Annotated in this window: 14 protein-coding genes and 2 pseudogenes; 9 read left to right on the top strand and 7 right to left on the bottom strand. The window is 46.4% G+C overall.

From position 1 onward, the window contains the following. Positions 1-14: 14 nt before the first annotated feature. The gene (locus NSQ19_RS02155; protein WP_013858395.1) at positions 15-731 is read right to left on the bottom strand and encodes an MBL fold metallo-hydrolase; all 717 of its coding nucleotides are present in this window, start codon (positions 729-731) and stop codon (positions 15-17) included. Between the two features lie 623 nt (positions 732-1354). Further along, positions 1355-2170 (bottom strand): SGNH/GDSL hydrolase family protein, encoded by an 816-nt coding sequence (locus tag NSQ19_RS02150; protein ID WP_013858392.1) that lies wholly within the window; start codon positions 2168-2170, stop codon positions 1355-1357. Between the two features lie 303 nt (positions 2171-2473). Here NSQ19_RS02150 and NSQ19_RS02145 point away from each other — a divergent pair, with 303 nt between their 5' ends. The 3 genes and pseudogenes from NSQ19_RS02145 to NSQ19_RS02135 all read left to right on the top strand — a co-directional run. Beyond that, positions 2474-3046 carry a cupin domain-containing protein gene (locus NSQ19_RS02145; protein WP_013858391.1) on the top strand — a complete coding sequence of 191 codons (573 nt, stop codon included), beginning with the start codon at positions 2474-2476 and terminating at the stop codon, positions 3044-3046. 150 nt (positions 3047-3196) lie between these two features. Further along, the gene (locus NSQ19_RS02140) at positions 3197-3490 is read left to right on the top strand and encodes a hypothetical protein (RefSeq protein ID WP_013858390.1); all 294 of its coding nucleotides are present in this window, start codon (positions 3197-3199) and stop codon (positions 3488-3490) included. A 350-nt stretch (positions 3491-3840) separates the two neighbouring features. Next, positions 3841-4020, top strand: a pseudogene (locus tag NSQ19_RS02135) (SDR family NAD(P)-dependent oxidoreductase); the annotation flags it as partial. 122 nt (positions 4021-4142) lie between these two features. Here NSQ19_RS02135 and NSQ19_RS02130 read toward each other — a convergent pair. Further along, a complete protein-coding gene (locus NSQ19_RS02130) occupies positions 4143-5261 on the bottom strand; it encodes an RNA-guided endonuclease TnpB family protein (protein WP_340702284.1) in 1119 nt (372 codons plus the stop codon). An 86-nt stretch (positions 5262-5347) separates the two neighbouring features. On the opposite strand from NSQ19_RS02130, the gene NSQ19_RS02125 reads away from it, so the two are divergent. Beyond that, entirely contained in the window at positions 5348-5488 is a 141-nt protein-coding gene (locus tag NSQ19_RS02125; RefSeq protein ID WP_003352379.1) for a ribbon-helix-helix protein, CopG family, read from the top strand. A gap of 99 nt (positions 5489-5587) precedes the next feature. After that, positions 5588-6449, top strand: a pseudogene (locus NSQ19_RS02120) (SDR family oxidoreductase); the annotation flags it as partial. 272 nt (positions 6450-6721) lie between these two features. Here NSQ19_RS02120 and NSQ19_RS02115 read toward each other — a convergent pair. Both NSQ19_RS02115 and NSQ19_RS02110 read right to left on the bottom strand, forming a co-directional pair. Beyond that, the gene (locus tag NSQ19_RS02115) at positions 6722-7282 is read right to left on the bottom strand and encodes a maltose acetyltransferase domain-containing protein (RefSeq protein ID WP_029142384.1); all 561 of its coding nucleotides are present in this window, start codon (positions 7280-7282) and stop codon (positions 6722-6724) included. 14 nt (positions 7283-7296) lie between these two features. After that, positions 7297-7842 (bottom strand): GbsR/MarR family transcriptional regulator, encoded by a 546-nt coding sequence (locus NSQ19_RS02110; protein ID WP_340702283.1) that lies wholly within the window; start codon positions 7840-7842, stop codon positions 7297-7299. A gap of 196 nt (positions 7843-8038) precedes the next feature. Here NSQ19_RS02110 and NSQ19_RS02105 point away from each other — a divergent pair, with 196 nt between their 5' ends. Genes NSQ19_RS02105 through NSQ19_RS02090 form a run of 4 tightly spaced genes read left to right on the top strand, consistent with a single transcriptional unit; the run spans position 8039 to position 11459 of the window. Beyond that, on the top strand, positions 8039-9184 hold the full coding sequence (locus NSQ19_RS02105) for a betaine/proline/choline family ABC transporter ATP-binding protein (RefSeq protein WP_340702282.1): 1146 nt from the start codon (positions 8039-8041) through the stop codon (positions 9182-9184). Between the two features lie 11 nt (positions 9185-9195). Next, positions 9196-9849 (top strand): ABC transporter permease, encoded by a 654-nt coding sequence (locus tag NSQ19_RS02100; RefSeq protein ID WP_019720482.1) that lies wholly within the window; start codon positions 9196-9198, stop codon positions 9847-9849. 15 nt (positions 9850-9864) lie between these two features. Further along, entirely contained in the window at positions 9865-10779 is a 915-nt protein-coding gene (locus tag NSQ19_RS02095; protein WP_340702281.1) for an osmoprotectant ABC transporter substrate-binding protein, read from the top strand. Positions 10780-10781: 2 nt separating this feature from the next. Next, positions 10782-11459: an ABC transporter permease gene (locus NSQ19_RS02090; RefSeq protein ID WP_046721282.1), complete on the top strand. Its 678-nt coding sequence runs from the start codon at positions 10782-10784 to the stop codon at positions 11457-11459. Positions 11460-11847: 388 nt separating this feature from the next. Here the strand turns inward: NSQ19_RS02090 and NSQ19_RS02085 are convergent, their stop codons facing one another. Together NSQ19_RS02085 and NSQ19_RS02080 are read right to left on the bottom strand one after the other, a co-directional pair. After that, on the bottom strand, positions 11848-13845 hold the full coding sequence (locus NSQ19_RS02085) for a beta-galactosidase (RefSeq protein WP_340702280.1): 1998 nt from the start codon (positions 13843-13845) through the stop codon (positions 11848-11850). Positions 13846-14042: 197 nt separating this feature from the next. Beyond that, the gene (locus NSQ19_RS02080) at positions 14043-15029 is read right to left on the bottom strand and encodes a LacI family DNA-binding transcriptional regulator (protein WP_340702279.1); all 987 of its coding nucleotides are present in this window, start codon (positions 15027-15029) and stop codon (positions 14043-14045) included. Positions 15030-15182 lie beyond the last annotated feature (153 nt).

Below are 15182 nucleotides of genomic sequence, written 5' to 3'. Positions count from 1 at the left end.
GCCACGCTCTTATTTCATTCTGCAAGCTTGCGAATCTGTTCATTTACATTTTCATGGCACAGGCCGCCGTGGTAGCAGATGACGGATTCAATATCAAAATCAAGCAGCTTTTTCAATGAAGCCATTGCGGTTCCCATATCAGGCGTGACTTGCTGTCTGGGGCCATGCAGTTTGCCGTTGTCTGCAACCATCGCATCCGCAGCGATCAATGTTTTGCTCTTTTTAAGATACAGGCAGCAATGGCCAGGCGTATGCCCCGGTGTAAAAATCACCTCTATTCCGCCGCTAAAAGGCAGAACTTCTCCATCCCCGATCACTTTGTCCACTTTCGCTTTCGGCGGATTCAAATACATCTGTTTCATTTCTTCCGGCATCGATTCCCATCTTGCCGGATCGATCTTTTCCGGATCCGCTTTGATCAGAAGCCTCTCCCCTTCGATATATGGCTTGTCCAGCCCGTGTGCGTACACCGTAATGGAATGGCCGGACTCTGCCAATATTTCCGGCACGCTGCCAATATGATCCATATCCTGGTGCGTCAGAATAACTGCGTCCAATTTTTCAAACGGCACGCCCGCCTTCTCCATTTCTGCACGGATCAAATCAAGCGAACCCGGCATGCCGGCATCTACCAAAACCGCTTTCTGTTCATCCCAGATCAAAGTGGGGTGAATGATAAAATGGTTCAGGTTGATTTCCAGCATCGCAACGCCCTCGGCAATTTTTTTCAATTGAATCCCTCCCATCTGCATTGTCTTTTCCATCTTATCACAAAAAACAGACAGCCCTATTCTGCTGCCTTTCGCTATTCCTTCCGAAGCTGGAGCTTATGGCACTGGTGCGCGCCATCGCTGCACCAATAAGAAAAAGGAGGACTCCTGGCACGAGAACGTTAAAAACATGGGTGGCCGTATTAGGCAGCACCGTACTAAATCCGTTTCTCGGTGAAGAACTCCCGGCCACGCCGGCAACGCCAACTTTATAAAACCACAATTGGAAACGGCATGTTAACCTTTTGCATCTCGATAGTTCTTGATAACGAATTACAATGGGCATTGCATCAACTGTCTCTCAAAATAAATGCAGCTGAAAGCGGCGCCATTTTTTCGTAATAACGAACAAAATACTTTCTTTTTCGCAACATTCCTTTGTTTTCCTTGCTTTTTAAAAATATATTGAGAACAAATTGTTTTATATTACGAACAATTCGTTTTTCACTGGGGTGATTTATCCGGAAACAGCAAAAAGCCCTGTCTTTCAGAGATAGCCTTCTGAAAGACAGGGCGATATATTCACAATCCTTGAGCGCCTGCCAAAAGACCGGGGGTTGCCCTTCCGAAAAGCAGCCAGTATTTTACTTTAACAGCCCATACGCTTTTTTGTACACCGTATTTGCAATTTCTTTATGCCCTTTGTCATTGGCAAGCCAGCCATCGCTTTTGCCCGTGGCCGCTTTCTCTCCTTTCTGGCCGTGTGTATCGGAACGGTTCAGCCAGACAGATTCAATATTGGCAACAGGAACACCCTTTGCCTTCCCCACCTCTTCAATGGCGCGGTCATAAGTAAAAGACAACTGCCCGCTGTTCCAGGTGGTGAGCAAAATGATTTTTGTTTTCTTGCCGGTACTCTTTCTGATTTCATCCACAAAATGTTCGAGATCTTTCTTAAATTGGCCGGCAGAAACGTAAGTGTTTTTGGCATTCCGGTTCAGATCAAATGTACCGAACTCAATCGTCACAAGATCAGGATGATTGAAAATAATATGGGGAAGACTGTCTGCCCCATGTTCCTTCAGGCCGGCCCCGCTCTTGCCGTAGCCATTGATGGTCTTCACTTTATATCCAAGGCCTTGGTGAATGCGCGCAGCCAACAAAGCGGCATACGTTTTGCTTTTTTTCGTTGCAAAATCCCCTGCTGTCAGGCTGGAGCCGACCGGCAAATACACCAGTTCTTTCCCTTTATGTTTTTCGTAAATCTGTTTTGCCGCGCTTTCCTTTGCTGCCTTTGCCTCCAGGCTGCGCTTCTTTTCTTTTGCCAAGTCTTTTTTATATTGCTGCTGTGCTTTTTCAATCGTTTTTCCGGTGTTCGCCTGATAATACCAGTTACCGATTCCCAGCACACCAGCCGTAATGAAAAACAATAAAACTACGAGCCATCCTTTTTTTCCCAAACTGCCGTCCTCCTGAATGGTTTCTGAGACTATTATACAAGATTTGCCTGTAAGAGGGAAAAAGGATAGGATGTGGTTGGGTATCCAAAAAAACTTGCTTTGCCGTATCCCATTACACCATGGAGGCCTTTATTAAAAAAGCCCATGGATTTTTGGCAAAAAATGAAAGTTTCCGATAGTTAGGCGGGGGGAAAACAATAACAAGGGCGGAGCATACCAAAAAGAAAATTCTGCCTGTATCGTGCAGATGAACGAGAAGCCGGGAAATCATGAAACCTGATTAAAAGAGGAGGGGAAACAACCATGAAACGATTGCTTCCATTTATGTCAGCTTCAGATGGCAAAGATGCAGGGAGCACGGCAGCAAACGATAACGTTTCTGCATTTTATTTTGAGGAGAACGGCGGTATTCCGAATAATCCGTTTCTCCCTGTGCTCATTTACCACGGTGTTTTTAAAGGACGGACAGACGAAATTGAGAAAGTGTTTCAAAAAAATAATTGGGGAAACAACTGGGTATGGACCATTTTCCCTTACCATCATTTCCACAGCAATTCCCATGAAGTGATTGCGGTACGGAGCGGCCATGCCAAAGTACAGCTTGGCGGCCCTCAAGGTAAAATTTTTACAATTTCTGAAGGTGATTGTGTGCTGTTGCCGGCCGGAACCGGGCATAAACGGATTGAGTCAGGAGGCGGGTTCGCGGTGACAGGGGGTTATCCGGGCGGGCAGGATTATGATACCCAAATGAGGGCAGATGAAACCTTGCGCGAAAATATCCGCAAAACCGGCATGCCGGAAACCGATCCCGTGTTTGGAAAAAACGGGCCGCTTTTTTCCTACTGGACCCCTGAACCGGGCGGCAAAGCAGGATAAGCGGCAGTTCGCGGGCAGAAACGGCCGCCAGGGCAGGCTGGTTCCAGCGCAAAAGATGAAATTTCTTTCTCGTTTGCATTCCATATTGCATAAAATGAAACCCAACTTGAAAGACTAGCCTTGTATTCTTTACAGAAATGGGTGTGAATCATGAAGGAAATTTTGGAACAAGTGAAGGAAAAGCTCGAAAACGCTTATAATCATCCCGATTCAGCAGATTTAGATGCCTGCATCCGGCAGCTTCAGGATGCCCGCCAGCAGTACGGGGACAAAGGGACGATGATTGAAGATGCCATTACGGCGATCGAACAGGCGAAGCATTCGATCCCGGAACACCGCCATGCAGGTACTGATTCGGCGGCAGGCGCATTCGGCCAGGCATACAACGCCCTTGAGCATGCCATTGAGTCTTTCTCTGGAACGGAAAATAATGATCCATTTTAAAAGGCAGATTTTTAAAAACAGCATCGTGCTCCATTCAAACCTTGGATTTTCCAAGGTTTTTCTGTTATTCCATCCATGTAGCGCGAACCGGGCAACGATTTTGGCCAAGGAAGCCAATACTCTCCAAATGATTTCCGCAATCGCGGTTTCAGCAATTTCTCCCATGCATCCCTTAAAAAAAGCCCAACCGCGCCTTCCCTGCTTTTTCAATTCCGGAACCTCCCATTTCCAAATCCTGCTGCTGCAAAAATAACCGCAATCAGAGTATAGATATATTACGAAACACAGCAAAAAAACTTCAAGGAGGGCATACATTGGACCAATCTTATGTACAACAAGGCAACGGCAGTATGGATGCCAGTATGGAAAAACCATTATCACTGAAAAAACTGGCAGACCAGGTCATCGTGATCACCGGCGCTTCGAGCGGGATCGGGCTTGCCACCGCAAGAATGGCTGCAGCCCGCGGCGCACGGATTGTACTCCCGGCAAGGAATGAGCACGCGTTGAAAATTCTTGCCAATGAGGTGAACTACCCTCCACTTATCAACCTTACGGTTTGATTGAAGTGGGGGCTTCTCGACTTATCGTTGCTTTTACTAGCCAACGAAAACTGACCGAGCTAACCCTCTTGTTCCAAGAGTTTTGTTACTTATGATAACGCTAATAAGCGTAATCCCTCATTTTTGATATTGATTGCTGAATTGTGATCGCGATCTAATACAAAGCCGCAAGAACATTTATATACACGTTCAGATAATGGCATTTCTTTTTCCTTGCCGCAACATGAACACTTCTTAGTGGAGGGAAACCACTTATCAATTTTCACAAGTTGTTTCCCCTGTTCTTTTAGCTTATACGCTAAGAAAGTAGTGAACATACCCCAGCCGTTATCATGAACGCTTTTCCCAAAGTGAAGGGCTTGAGACATCCCTTTCATGTTCAAGTCCTCAATCACGACAGCATCAAAGTTAGAAGCTAATTCTTTTGACTTATGATGAAGAAAATTCATGCGTTGGTTCGCCACTTTCTCATGTAACTTAGCCACTACTAGTCGTTGCTTGTTCCAACGTGCAGAACCTTTCTTTCTTCGAGAAAGAATTCGTTGTGCTTTTGCTAATTTATCTAAGGCTTGCCGATAGTAACGTGGGTAATTGGCTTTCTTACCCTGTTCACTCTCGACATATAGACCATCCATAGCAAAATCCAAACCAACAACTTTCTGTATTTTAACTGGACGAATATCTTTCTCATATTCTGTCAAAATTGAAATGTAGTATTTGCCTGTCTTTGTTTTAGAAATAGTGCAAGATTTGATTTTATAATCAGCAGGTATCTCTCTATGCTGTTTCATTTTTATTGGCTTTTTGATTTTTGGCAGTTTGATATGACCATTTTCTAGCTTAATATTTCCGTTGACCATATTAGTTGTATAGGATTGTTTTGCTTTACGATTTTTGAACTTTGGAAAATCCGCATTTCCTTCAAAGAAATTCTTATAAGCAGTCTGTAAGTTCATTTGTGCATTTGCCAAAGCGAAAGAATCCACTTCTTTTAGGAATGGAAATTCACTTTTATATTTTGCAGGGGTCGGAAACTTTTGCTTTTTAAGCAATTCTTTATCATCCTTGAACTTTTCATACGTTTCTTTGCGTTCAGCTAACATCTTATTGTAGACAAAGCGAACACAACCAAATGTCTTAGCTAATAATGCGGATTGTTCTTTGTTTGGTAACAAACGAAACTTGAAAGCTTTGTTTTGCTTGGCCATATCCATTCACCTCACTTTGTGCGGAAAAATTTCGTATATATTGATTATATCGTAAAAATCCATACAATCAATATGAGGTGATCATCATGAGAGAAGAGAAAGAACGTGTAGAAATTCGTATGCCTAAGACGATATTAGAAAAATTGGAACAATATCAAAAAGAAAATGGGATTCCAACTAGAACAGCCGCAATCTTAGAATTGTTGAGAAAAGGATTGGAAAAATAACTTTGGCTAAAGTCAACCGAAATTCATCTCCCACCTACTCATTGGTGCGATTCGCACCTTCACATTCCTTGAGGATGGGAGACTTCTTTCGGAAAGACGTTAAAAAATAATGGCAGTTCCGCCATCTGGGTGCGGGCGGATGTCGGCCGCGAAGAAGATGTGAAGCATATTGCGGCAACCGCCATTAAAACGTTCGGCGGCTTTGACACCTGGGTGAACAATGCCGGCGTTTTCGATTTTTGGCGAAGCGATGGACGTCAGCATTGAAGACATGAAACGCATGTATGACACGAATTTCTGGGGCGCCGTATACGGGACAAGGTTAGCCGTCCAGCATTACAAAAGCCGCGGCGTGCCCGGCGCTGTGATCAATATCGGCAGCCTGTTCGGCGACCGCGGAACCGTCATCCAGTCCACCTATGCTTCCTCTAAATTTGCGTTGCACGGTTTTACGGAAAGCATCCGGATGGAACTTGAAAAAGAGCATGCGCCCGTTTCGATTACGCTCGTTCACCCCGGCCGGATCGATACGCCGTATAATGAGCATACGCGCAGCTACCTTAAGAAACAACCGGCGCATTATATGTCCATGATTTACCCGCCTCAAGCCGTCGCGGAAGCCATCCTGTTTGCAGCCGAGCACCCGAAGCGGGATATGTATGTCGGATCGCAGGCAAAAATAGTCGCAGTCTTAGGCCGCTTCTTGCCACGGTTCATGGATAAATTAATGGAGCTGACCATGTACCGGACGCAGCACAGCGACCGGCCGTCAAAGTCGAAAGCGGACAGCGCCCTCTACCATCCGGGTTACGGCCTGCATGAACGGGGCACGAATAAAGGCTGGATGCGCAGAAACAGTTATTATGTCAAGATGAGCAAATATCCGCCTGCATCAGCCGCCATAGCTGCATTTGTCGGGGCAGCGCTCTGGGCTGCCGTTTCACCCAGGCAAAAAGATTAAGGGGCAAGCCACCTTGACCGCAGGGTGGCTTGTTATGGTTGACATTCCGCTGTTTTTTTACTGATGGCCGCCAGTTTTCACTGATTCTGGTCACTCGATAGGCTATGTTTACATAACCCCAATTTTGAGAGTGTTTTTTTCACGTCCTCTCTTTTCCCTGGCTTTAACTGCTCTCCCGGCTTTTCCCAACTTCCCGGGTTTCCCATGGCGTTTCGTTGATACCAGGCTTGCATCCCTTCTTGCATCGACAAAAAAGGAAGGCGCCGCCTCCCTTATGATTCCGCCATCTTGATGATCCGCGCCGGGTTTCCGCCGACGACTGCATTGTCGGGCACATCTTTGACCACGACGGCTCCGGAAGCGATCACCGCGTTGTTGCCGATCGTAACGCCCGGGTTAATCACCGCGCGTCCGCCGATCCAGACGTTATCGCCAATTTTCACCGGTTTGGTCAACTCCAGGCCGGACACGCGCGTTTTTGCATCAAGCGGATGTGTTGCCGTATAAATATGGACACCCGGCGCCAGCATGCAGTTTTTCCCGATTTCAACCGGCCCCCCGTCGAGAATGACACAATCGAAATTCGCATAAAAATTCTCCCCGACATGAATGTTAAACCCGTAATCGCAGCGGAAATCAGATTCGATAAAGAGGCATTCCCCCGTCGAACCGAATAATTTTTTCAACAATGCTGTCCGGGTTTCCAAATCGGTTTCGTCCGTTTCATTGAACGTACGGACGAGGCGTCTTGCATTAAGCCTCGCCTGCGCGAGTTCCGGGTCTCCCGCATTGTACAACTTCCCGGCAATCATTTTTTCTTTTTCTGTACTCATGGGCCAGCCTCCGTTTATCCCTGTTTTTTCTTCGGTACATATTCAAAAATTTTTCCGCTCTCAAAAAAATCCACAAGCCGCGAAAGCCAATCATAATATTCTGCAAGATTGCCGAGTTCATTTAAGAAGTTATTCAGCTGTTTTTTCATTTCCGGCGGCAGTTCTTCATTGGCCTTCAGTTCTGCCAATTCACGCGCAAATTTTTTTTCAAAAAATTTGTTGCGGTGAATGATTTTCTGCAAATTGGACGTGAAAATGGTAACAAACGTGTCGTAAAAATCGAGGCCGACATTGTAAAGATCTTTCCGGACCCCTTTTTCAAACACTTTTTCTGCGATATTCATATCGACCATTTCGCGGACTACCTGGCTCATCCTTGTCTTGCTCATGCCTGTTGCCTGGGACAATTCATCGAGTGTCATCGGCCTGTGGTTCATATAGATAATGCCGAGGACACGCCCGACGGTTGGCGGGATGCCGAAAGCACGAATATGGTCCGCAATTTTTTCGATATATTGTTCCTTCGCCTGGACAACCTTGTCCAACGTCTTTTCTTCCATCTCTTAGAAATGCTCCTTTTGGCCGCTTTTTCAAATGCCGGAAAAAGGTACCGTAAAAAATGAATAACAAATCGCCTTCAATTACAATATATATCATCTATATAATAAGTACAATACGTAAACTTTTCATTTTACAAATTTTACGTTATACTAATATTGTAACCAATCTTTAACCAAAAAACTGGAGGTGCGAAAATTGTTAAAGTTTGACCACGTCTCGAAAATTTATAAGGGCGGCAAACGCGCCGTGGACGATTTGAATCTCGAATTCGAATCCGGCCGCTTTATCGTTTTTATCGGCCCGAGCGGCTGCGGTAAAACGACCACGATGAAAATGATCAATAGGTTGATTGAACCAACAGAGGGTACCATTTATATCAATGGCAAAAACATCAAAAATACGGACCCCGTCAAACTCAGAAGAGAAATCGGGTACGTGATTCAACAAATCGGTTTATTCCCCCACATGACAATCCAGCAAAACATCTCTCTTGTCCCGCGATTACTGAAATGGCCTGAAGAAAAACAACGGGAGCGGGCCAAAGAACTGCTCCAGCTCGTAGATATGCCTGAAGAATTTTTGGACCGTTACCCGCATGAATTGAGCGGCGGCCAGCAGCAGCGTATTGGCGTTTTGCGGGCACTGGCGGCAGACCAGCCGCTCATTTTAATGGATGAACCGTTTGGCGCGCTCGATCCGATTACACGCGACAGCCTGCAGGACGAACTGAAAAAGCTGCAAAAGGAACTTGGCAAAACCATCATATTTGTCACCCACGACATGGATGAAGCAATTAAACTTGCCGACCAGATTGTCATCATGCGCGACGGCAAACTGGTCCAAACTGGCACGCCGGATGAAATTCTCCGCGAACCGGCCAACGAATTTGTGGAAACGTTTATCGGCAAAGAACGGCTGCTTCAGGCTCGGCCGAATATCCAGACCGTTGAACAAATCATGAGCCCGAAAGCCGTTACAGTCACAGGCGATAAAACATTAACAGAAGCCATCCAAATCATGAAAGAACGGCGGGTTGACTCCCTGCTTGTCGTGGACAGCCGGAAAGTGCTCCTCGGCTATATCGATGTCGAAATCATCGACCGAAACCGCAAGAAACCGGTTCTTGTCAAAGACATGGTGGAAACGAATTTAATCGCAGTGGAAAAAGATACCCTCATCCGCGATACCGTCCGGAAAATTTTAAAACGGGGCATTAAATACGTGCCTGTTGTCGACCATGAACACCGGCTTGTTGGCATTGTCACGAGAGCAAGCCTTGTCGATATCGTTTACGACTCCATCTGGGGCGAAGAGGAAGCCGTATCTGAAATCATCAGTTAGGAGGAAAAATCATGGAAGCCTTCATGCAGTTTATGGAAGCCAACTGGAGCGAACTGTTGTTCAAAACATGGCAGCATTTCTATATCTCCATTACGGCTGTCATCCTGGGCATCGTTGTCGCTGTTCCGCTTGGCATCTGGCTGACAAAATACCGGCGGGCGGCACATATCGTGATGGGCATAGCGGGCGTTATCCAAACTTTCCCAAGCCTTGCCATTTTAGCCTTCTTCATTCCGATCTTCGGCATCGGAAAGCTTCCCGCAATTGCGGCGTTGTTTTTCTATTCGGTCCTGCCTATCTTGCGGAACACGTACACCAGTGTAAAGGGGATTGACCCAAAACTGGTGGAAGCAGGGCGCGGGATGGGGATGACCGGATGGGAAAGAGTGATCCATTTGGAACTGCCCCTTGCCATCCCTGTGATCATGGCCGGCGTCCGCCTGTCCACCGTTTACTTAATCGGTTGGGCAACACTTGCTTCCTTTATCGGTGCAGGCGGCCTCGGAGACTATATTTTCAGCGGCCTCAATTTATACCAGCCGGAAATGATCGCAGCCGGCGCAGTACCGGTAACCATTTTGGCGCTTATCGTGGACTATCTGTTTGGAAAGCTTGAAACGATTGCCACACCAAAAGGTATCCGGAAACAAAAACAGGCCGCTTAGAAAGGATGACGGCACATGAAAAAGTTAGCAGCCCTCTTGCTTATTTTCTGCTTAAGCATCTTTGCGGGCGGCTGCACCCTGCCAGGCCTAAGTGCCGCAGACAGCCAGTCCGTAAAGATCGGCATGACAAACTCAACCGAAACACAAATTATCGGTTATATGGAAAAAGATATGATCGAACATTATACCGATATAAAAGTCGATATGGTCAATAATCTTGGTTCGTCGATTGTGCTCCATAAAGCGATGACAAGCGGGCAGATCAATATTTCCGCTGTCCGTTACACCGGGACGGATCTTGCGGGCGCACTCGGCATGGAACCGGTAACCGATCCGAAAAAAGCATTAAAAATTGTCAAACAGCAATTTGAAAAACGGTTCCACCAAACATGGTTCGACTCTTTCGGATTTGCCAACACATATGCTTTTACCGTTACCAAATCCTTAGCAGACAAAGACCACTTGGCAAAGGTTTCCCAATTAAAACCAGTGGCAAAAGATTTGCGGCTTGGCGTGGATAACTCCTGGCTGAAACGGAAAGGCGACGGTTACGACGGGTTTGTGAAAACGTACGGATTTACATTTGGAAAAACGTACCCGATGGAACTCGGGCTTGTCTACAAAGCCGTCAAAAGCGGGAAGGCGGATGTCGTCCTTGCCTATTCAACCGACGGAAGGATCAATGCATACAACCTCGTTATGCTGGAAGATGACAAACACTTTTTCCCGCCGTATGACGCCTCCCCTGTCGTACGGGACGACACGTTAAAACAACATCCTGAACTCAGGAAAGTTTTACAAAAGCTTGTTGGAAAAATTGATACGAAAACAATGCAGCAGTTGAATTATGAAAGTGACGTCGAAATGAAAGAACCATCGACGGTGGCAAAAGAATTTCTGGAAAAACACCATTACTTTGAGGAGGGGTGATCATGGAAACGATCAGAAGCGTACTTCATTATTACGGGGAAAACGGCAACTATGTATGGGTACAGTTTTACCGCCATTTCCTGATGTCGGCATATGGGGTTCTGTTTGCAGCGGTCGTCGCGATTCCGCTCGGGATTTTCATGGCCCGCCGCCGCAAGCTGAGCGCTTGGATTCTCACCCTTGCCAATATCATTCAAACGGTTCCGTCGTTGGCGATGCTGTCCATGCTGATGCTCGTCATGGGGCTCGGCACCAATACGGTCGTACTTGCCCTGTTTCTTTACTCGCTTTTGCCGATTTTAAAAAATACGTATACCGGCATCCTCAGCGTGGATCAATTTTTGCTTGAGTCCGGCATGGCAATGGGGATGACAAAGTTCCAGATCATGCGGATGGTGGAACTTCCGCTTGCATTGTCTGTCATTATGGCCGGCCTCAGGACCGCACTCGTCGTTGCGATCGGAATTGCAGCCATGGGCACATTTGTCGGCGCAGGCGGACTCGGAGATATCATCGTCCGCGGAACCAGCGTCTCAAATGGCACATCCATTATTTTAGCCGGTGCAATTCCGACTGCCTTGATGGCTGTCGCCGCCGACTTTATCATGGGCTGGATTGAACGCCGCCTTTCCCCGGTAAAAAAGAAAACACGCAAACAGACCGTAGAACAGGCAGCATAAAAGGATCCCCCGCGGGGACGCGGGGGATCCTTTTTGATAGGCATTACCGGACGGACCCGGTACAGCTTTGTGCCGGATGTTGCGGTCGTGTTCGTATCCTTTTGATGTGCAATTGCAACATCTCTATCCTGGAAATTTATGCCTGCTGTTTTTTATCCCTCTGCTGATACATGTCCGCTACAGCATGGGCGTCTATTGCATTTCTCGTATCCGTGCTGCCGGAACTGCGGCTCAACGGTTCACCGGGTTTCTTCCCCGATACGTCTCGAATGGCCGCTTTGCACGGCTGACGAGCGCCGGCAATCCAACTTGAAAACCCGGAGTGGCCTCTAAAAACAGGCGGTTTTTCTGGAGTAGGCAAAGGGCAGTTTTCCAATCCGGGCGCTTCCTATTTTTCAATTACCTGCAAAATTTTCACATCCCGGGGCGAGAGCCGGACTGTTTCTGCTTCAGTGCGCCCGTAAATCAGTTCCGGATACGTGCCGCCTGCATCCACAAACTGAACCTGATCCGTATGGTTCAGCAGGAACAAAAATTTTTCATGCCCATTTTTGCGCACTGCCACTTCCACACCACGAGGAGCATCCAATGCCGGCCGGACATCCGCTTCCTTTAAAATTTCTTTTAAAAGCGAAGACAAATATTGTTCATCCGGCTGTGTCCCGATATAATAAGCTTTTCCTTTTCCGCAATGATGCGCGGTGACAGCAGGCGACCCGGCCAAATAGCCGTCTTTGAACCAGGCCAAAGCTTCGGCGCCTTTCAAGTGGATCTTTTCCTCCCACACGCGGATAGCCGCATCGCCATACCCGGTCCGGATTTGATGTACTGCCCCCTTTTTCATCGGCGCAAACTCTTCAACATAAATGCCAAGAATATCCCGGTACGCGCCCGGATAGCCGCCAAGATACACACGGTCGTTTTCATCCGCAATTCCGCTGAAGAAATTGGTGGCAAAATAACCGCCGTTTTCGACATAGGCTTTTACTTTATCCGCAAATGCCTTTGTCACCCGGTAACTTGCCGGCGCGAAAACCACTTTATACCGGTCCATTGCCTCGTCCGGGTGAATAAAATCGACACCAATGTTTTGGGTATGAAGCACCCTATAAAACGGCAGAAGCTGTTTGATATAGGTTACAAGCGAAGAAGGTTTTGAATCGAGTTCCAACGCCCACCAGTTTTTCCAGTCAAAAACAATCGCAACATCGGATGCATATGCTGAACCCGTTACCTTTTCCAAATTTTTCAATTCATTGCCGAGTTGTACCACTTCCCGGAAATTCCGGCTTTCTTCATCCCCGGAATGCGGTACCATCCCGCTATGGAATTTCTCCGCACCGCCCTGGGATGCGCGCCATTGGAAAAACATGATGCCGTCCGCCCCGTGCGCAGCCGCTTCATAACTCCAAAGCCGCATCACACCCGGTGCTTTCACAGCGTTTTGCGCCCGCCAGTTCACCGCGCCGGCTGCCTGTTCCATTAGCAAAAACGGCTGTTTTTTCAAACTGCGCGTCAAATCATGGGCCATGAATTGCGCATACGGGATGTCCTCAAACGGATCTGGGTAGGCATCCCATGTCACAAGATCCATTTCTTTCGCCCAATGGAATCCGTCCACCGGTTTGTGCAGCCCCATTAAATTTGTCATTACCGGCACATCCGGCGTATATGCTTTCAGGATATCGCGTTCCATTTTATAAAGTGCAAGCAGTGAATCATCCATAAAGGCTTTGTAATCGAGCTGTTGCATCGGATTGGCAAAAGTCGGCGTTTTCCCTGGCAGACAGATTTCTTCCCATTCATAATAACGCTGGCTCCAGAAGTCTGTTGACCAGCTTTTATTCAAGTTTTCAATCGTCCCGTATTTTTCTTTCAACCACTGCTGGAATGCGTGCTTACAATGATCGCAGTAGCATTCGGAAATATGGCAGCCGTATTCGTTGTTCACATGCCACATCACAAGCGCCGGATGGTTTTGATAACGTTCCGCAATTTTCTCAACCAGTTTTCCGGCAAGCCGCGCATAGTCTTTGCTGTTCGGGCAATAATGCTGGCGCGACCCCGGCAAAAAGCGCGACCCGTCCTTGTCAACCGGAAGCGAATCGGGATATTTCCGCGACAGCCATGCCGGCGGTGCCGCAGTTGCAGTGGCCAGGTCCGCCCCGATGCCGTTTTCCGCAAGCATATCCATGATTTTATCGAGCGTTGAAAAATCATATGTTTCTTCATCCGGCTGCAGCCTTGCCCAGCTGAAAATGTTGATGCTTACATAATTGACGCCGGCTTTTTTCATCAGCCGCATGTCTTCTTTCCATACAGATTCATCCCATTGTTCAGGGTTGTAATCCCCGCCGTAATAAAATTTTTCATGTTTTTTTAGCATCACGCATTCCTCCAAGTTGTCCGTTATTTAAGTACACGCCACCCTGTAAATTCCAATGCTTCAATGCTTCCTTTTTGTAAACGTTACCATAAACCAACACCATCGTACTACAATTTTACGCAAAAATCAATAAAAATTTAAACTTTTTAACTCCCTTTTTGCATAATTTTTACGTAAATATTTTGCAGAGGAAGCGTTCATTTACTGCTTTCTCTTATGGCAAGTTTTGTCCCCAGTCTGACTTTTTTAGGGATTTCCCGGCTGTTTATACGTTCCAGCAACAATGCCACCCCTTCTTCGCCCATCACTTCGGTATACACTTTTACTGTGCTCAAGGCGGGAACCGTATATTGGGACATACTTACGTCATTAAAACCGATCAAACTCACTTGTTCCGGAACCCGGATGTTATTTTCATGAAGGGCCTTTAAACTGCCGATCGCCATCGGATCATTTGCAATAAAAAAAGCTGTCGGCAAATGATCCCCCCTGTTCCTAATAGCAGAAATCATTTGCTGGTAGCCGGCACGAACATCATATTTCCCTTTAAAATCAAAAACATCTTCTTTACGATAGAGCCCTAACTTTTGCATATATCTGGTATATTCAAGACTGCGCGGATCAATTCCGGAATTCATTTCATCCTCAGCCAACGACCCGATATATCCAATCCGCTGATGCCCCTGTTGTACAAAATAATCAATGACATCTTTAACTGCCTGTTCAAAATCTACCATAACCTGATCAGCACTTCCCACCTCATAATAAGTATCCACAAAGCAAATCGGTTTTTGAAAAGATTGAAGCACTTGAATCTGCTGTTTTGAGAATTTCCCAATCGCTAAAATTCCTTCCACATCACCCGGGATCTTTTCGTATTCGGCATAAACCCGGGAGATGGACAAGCCGTGTTCCTCTGCGTATTTTTCAGCCCCCAAGCGGATGGACATATAGTAAATATCATTCAGTTCTTCTTCCTGCGAGCTCCATTGTACAATTGCGATTTTTTCCCTCCTGGCCGTTTTTTTGTTTATATGTTTTGTATAGTTCAGACTTTCGGCTGCTTCAAATATTTTTCGCCTTGTTTCATCAGATGCCACTACCTTATCATCATAATTCAGAACTCTGGACACGGTTGCAATGGATACCCCCGCCATTTTGGCAATATCAGCCATTGTCGCCATAATAACCACCTTATCCTTTACGAAAACTATATGTAAATTTTTATTTATTTTTACGTAAAAAACTCCGCTTATGTTTATTGTAAACGGAACAATTAGTGATAATCAAATTTTTTATAAAATATTTTTTAACTTATCTTATGAAAAAACAGGGAC

Origin of the sequence: Weizmannia sp. FSL W8-1119 (assembly GCF_038008605.1) — a bacterium.
GTDB classification, from domain to species: Bacteria; Bacillota; Bacilli; order Bacillales; family Bacillaceae_C; genus Weizmannia; species Weizmannia coagulans.
This window is presented reverse-complemented; position numbering and strand designations above follow the sequence as displayed.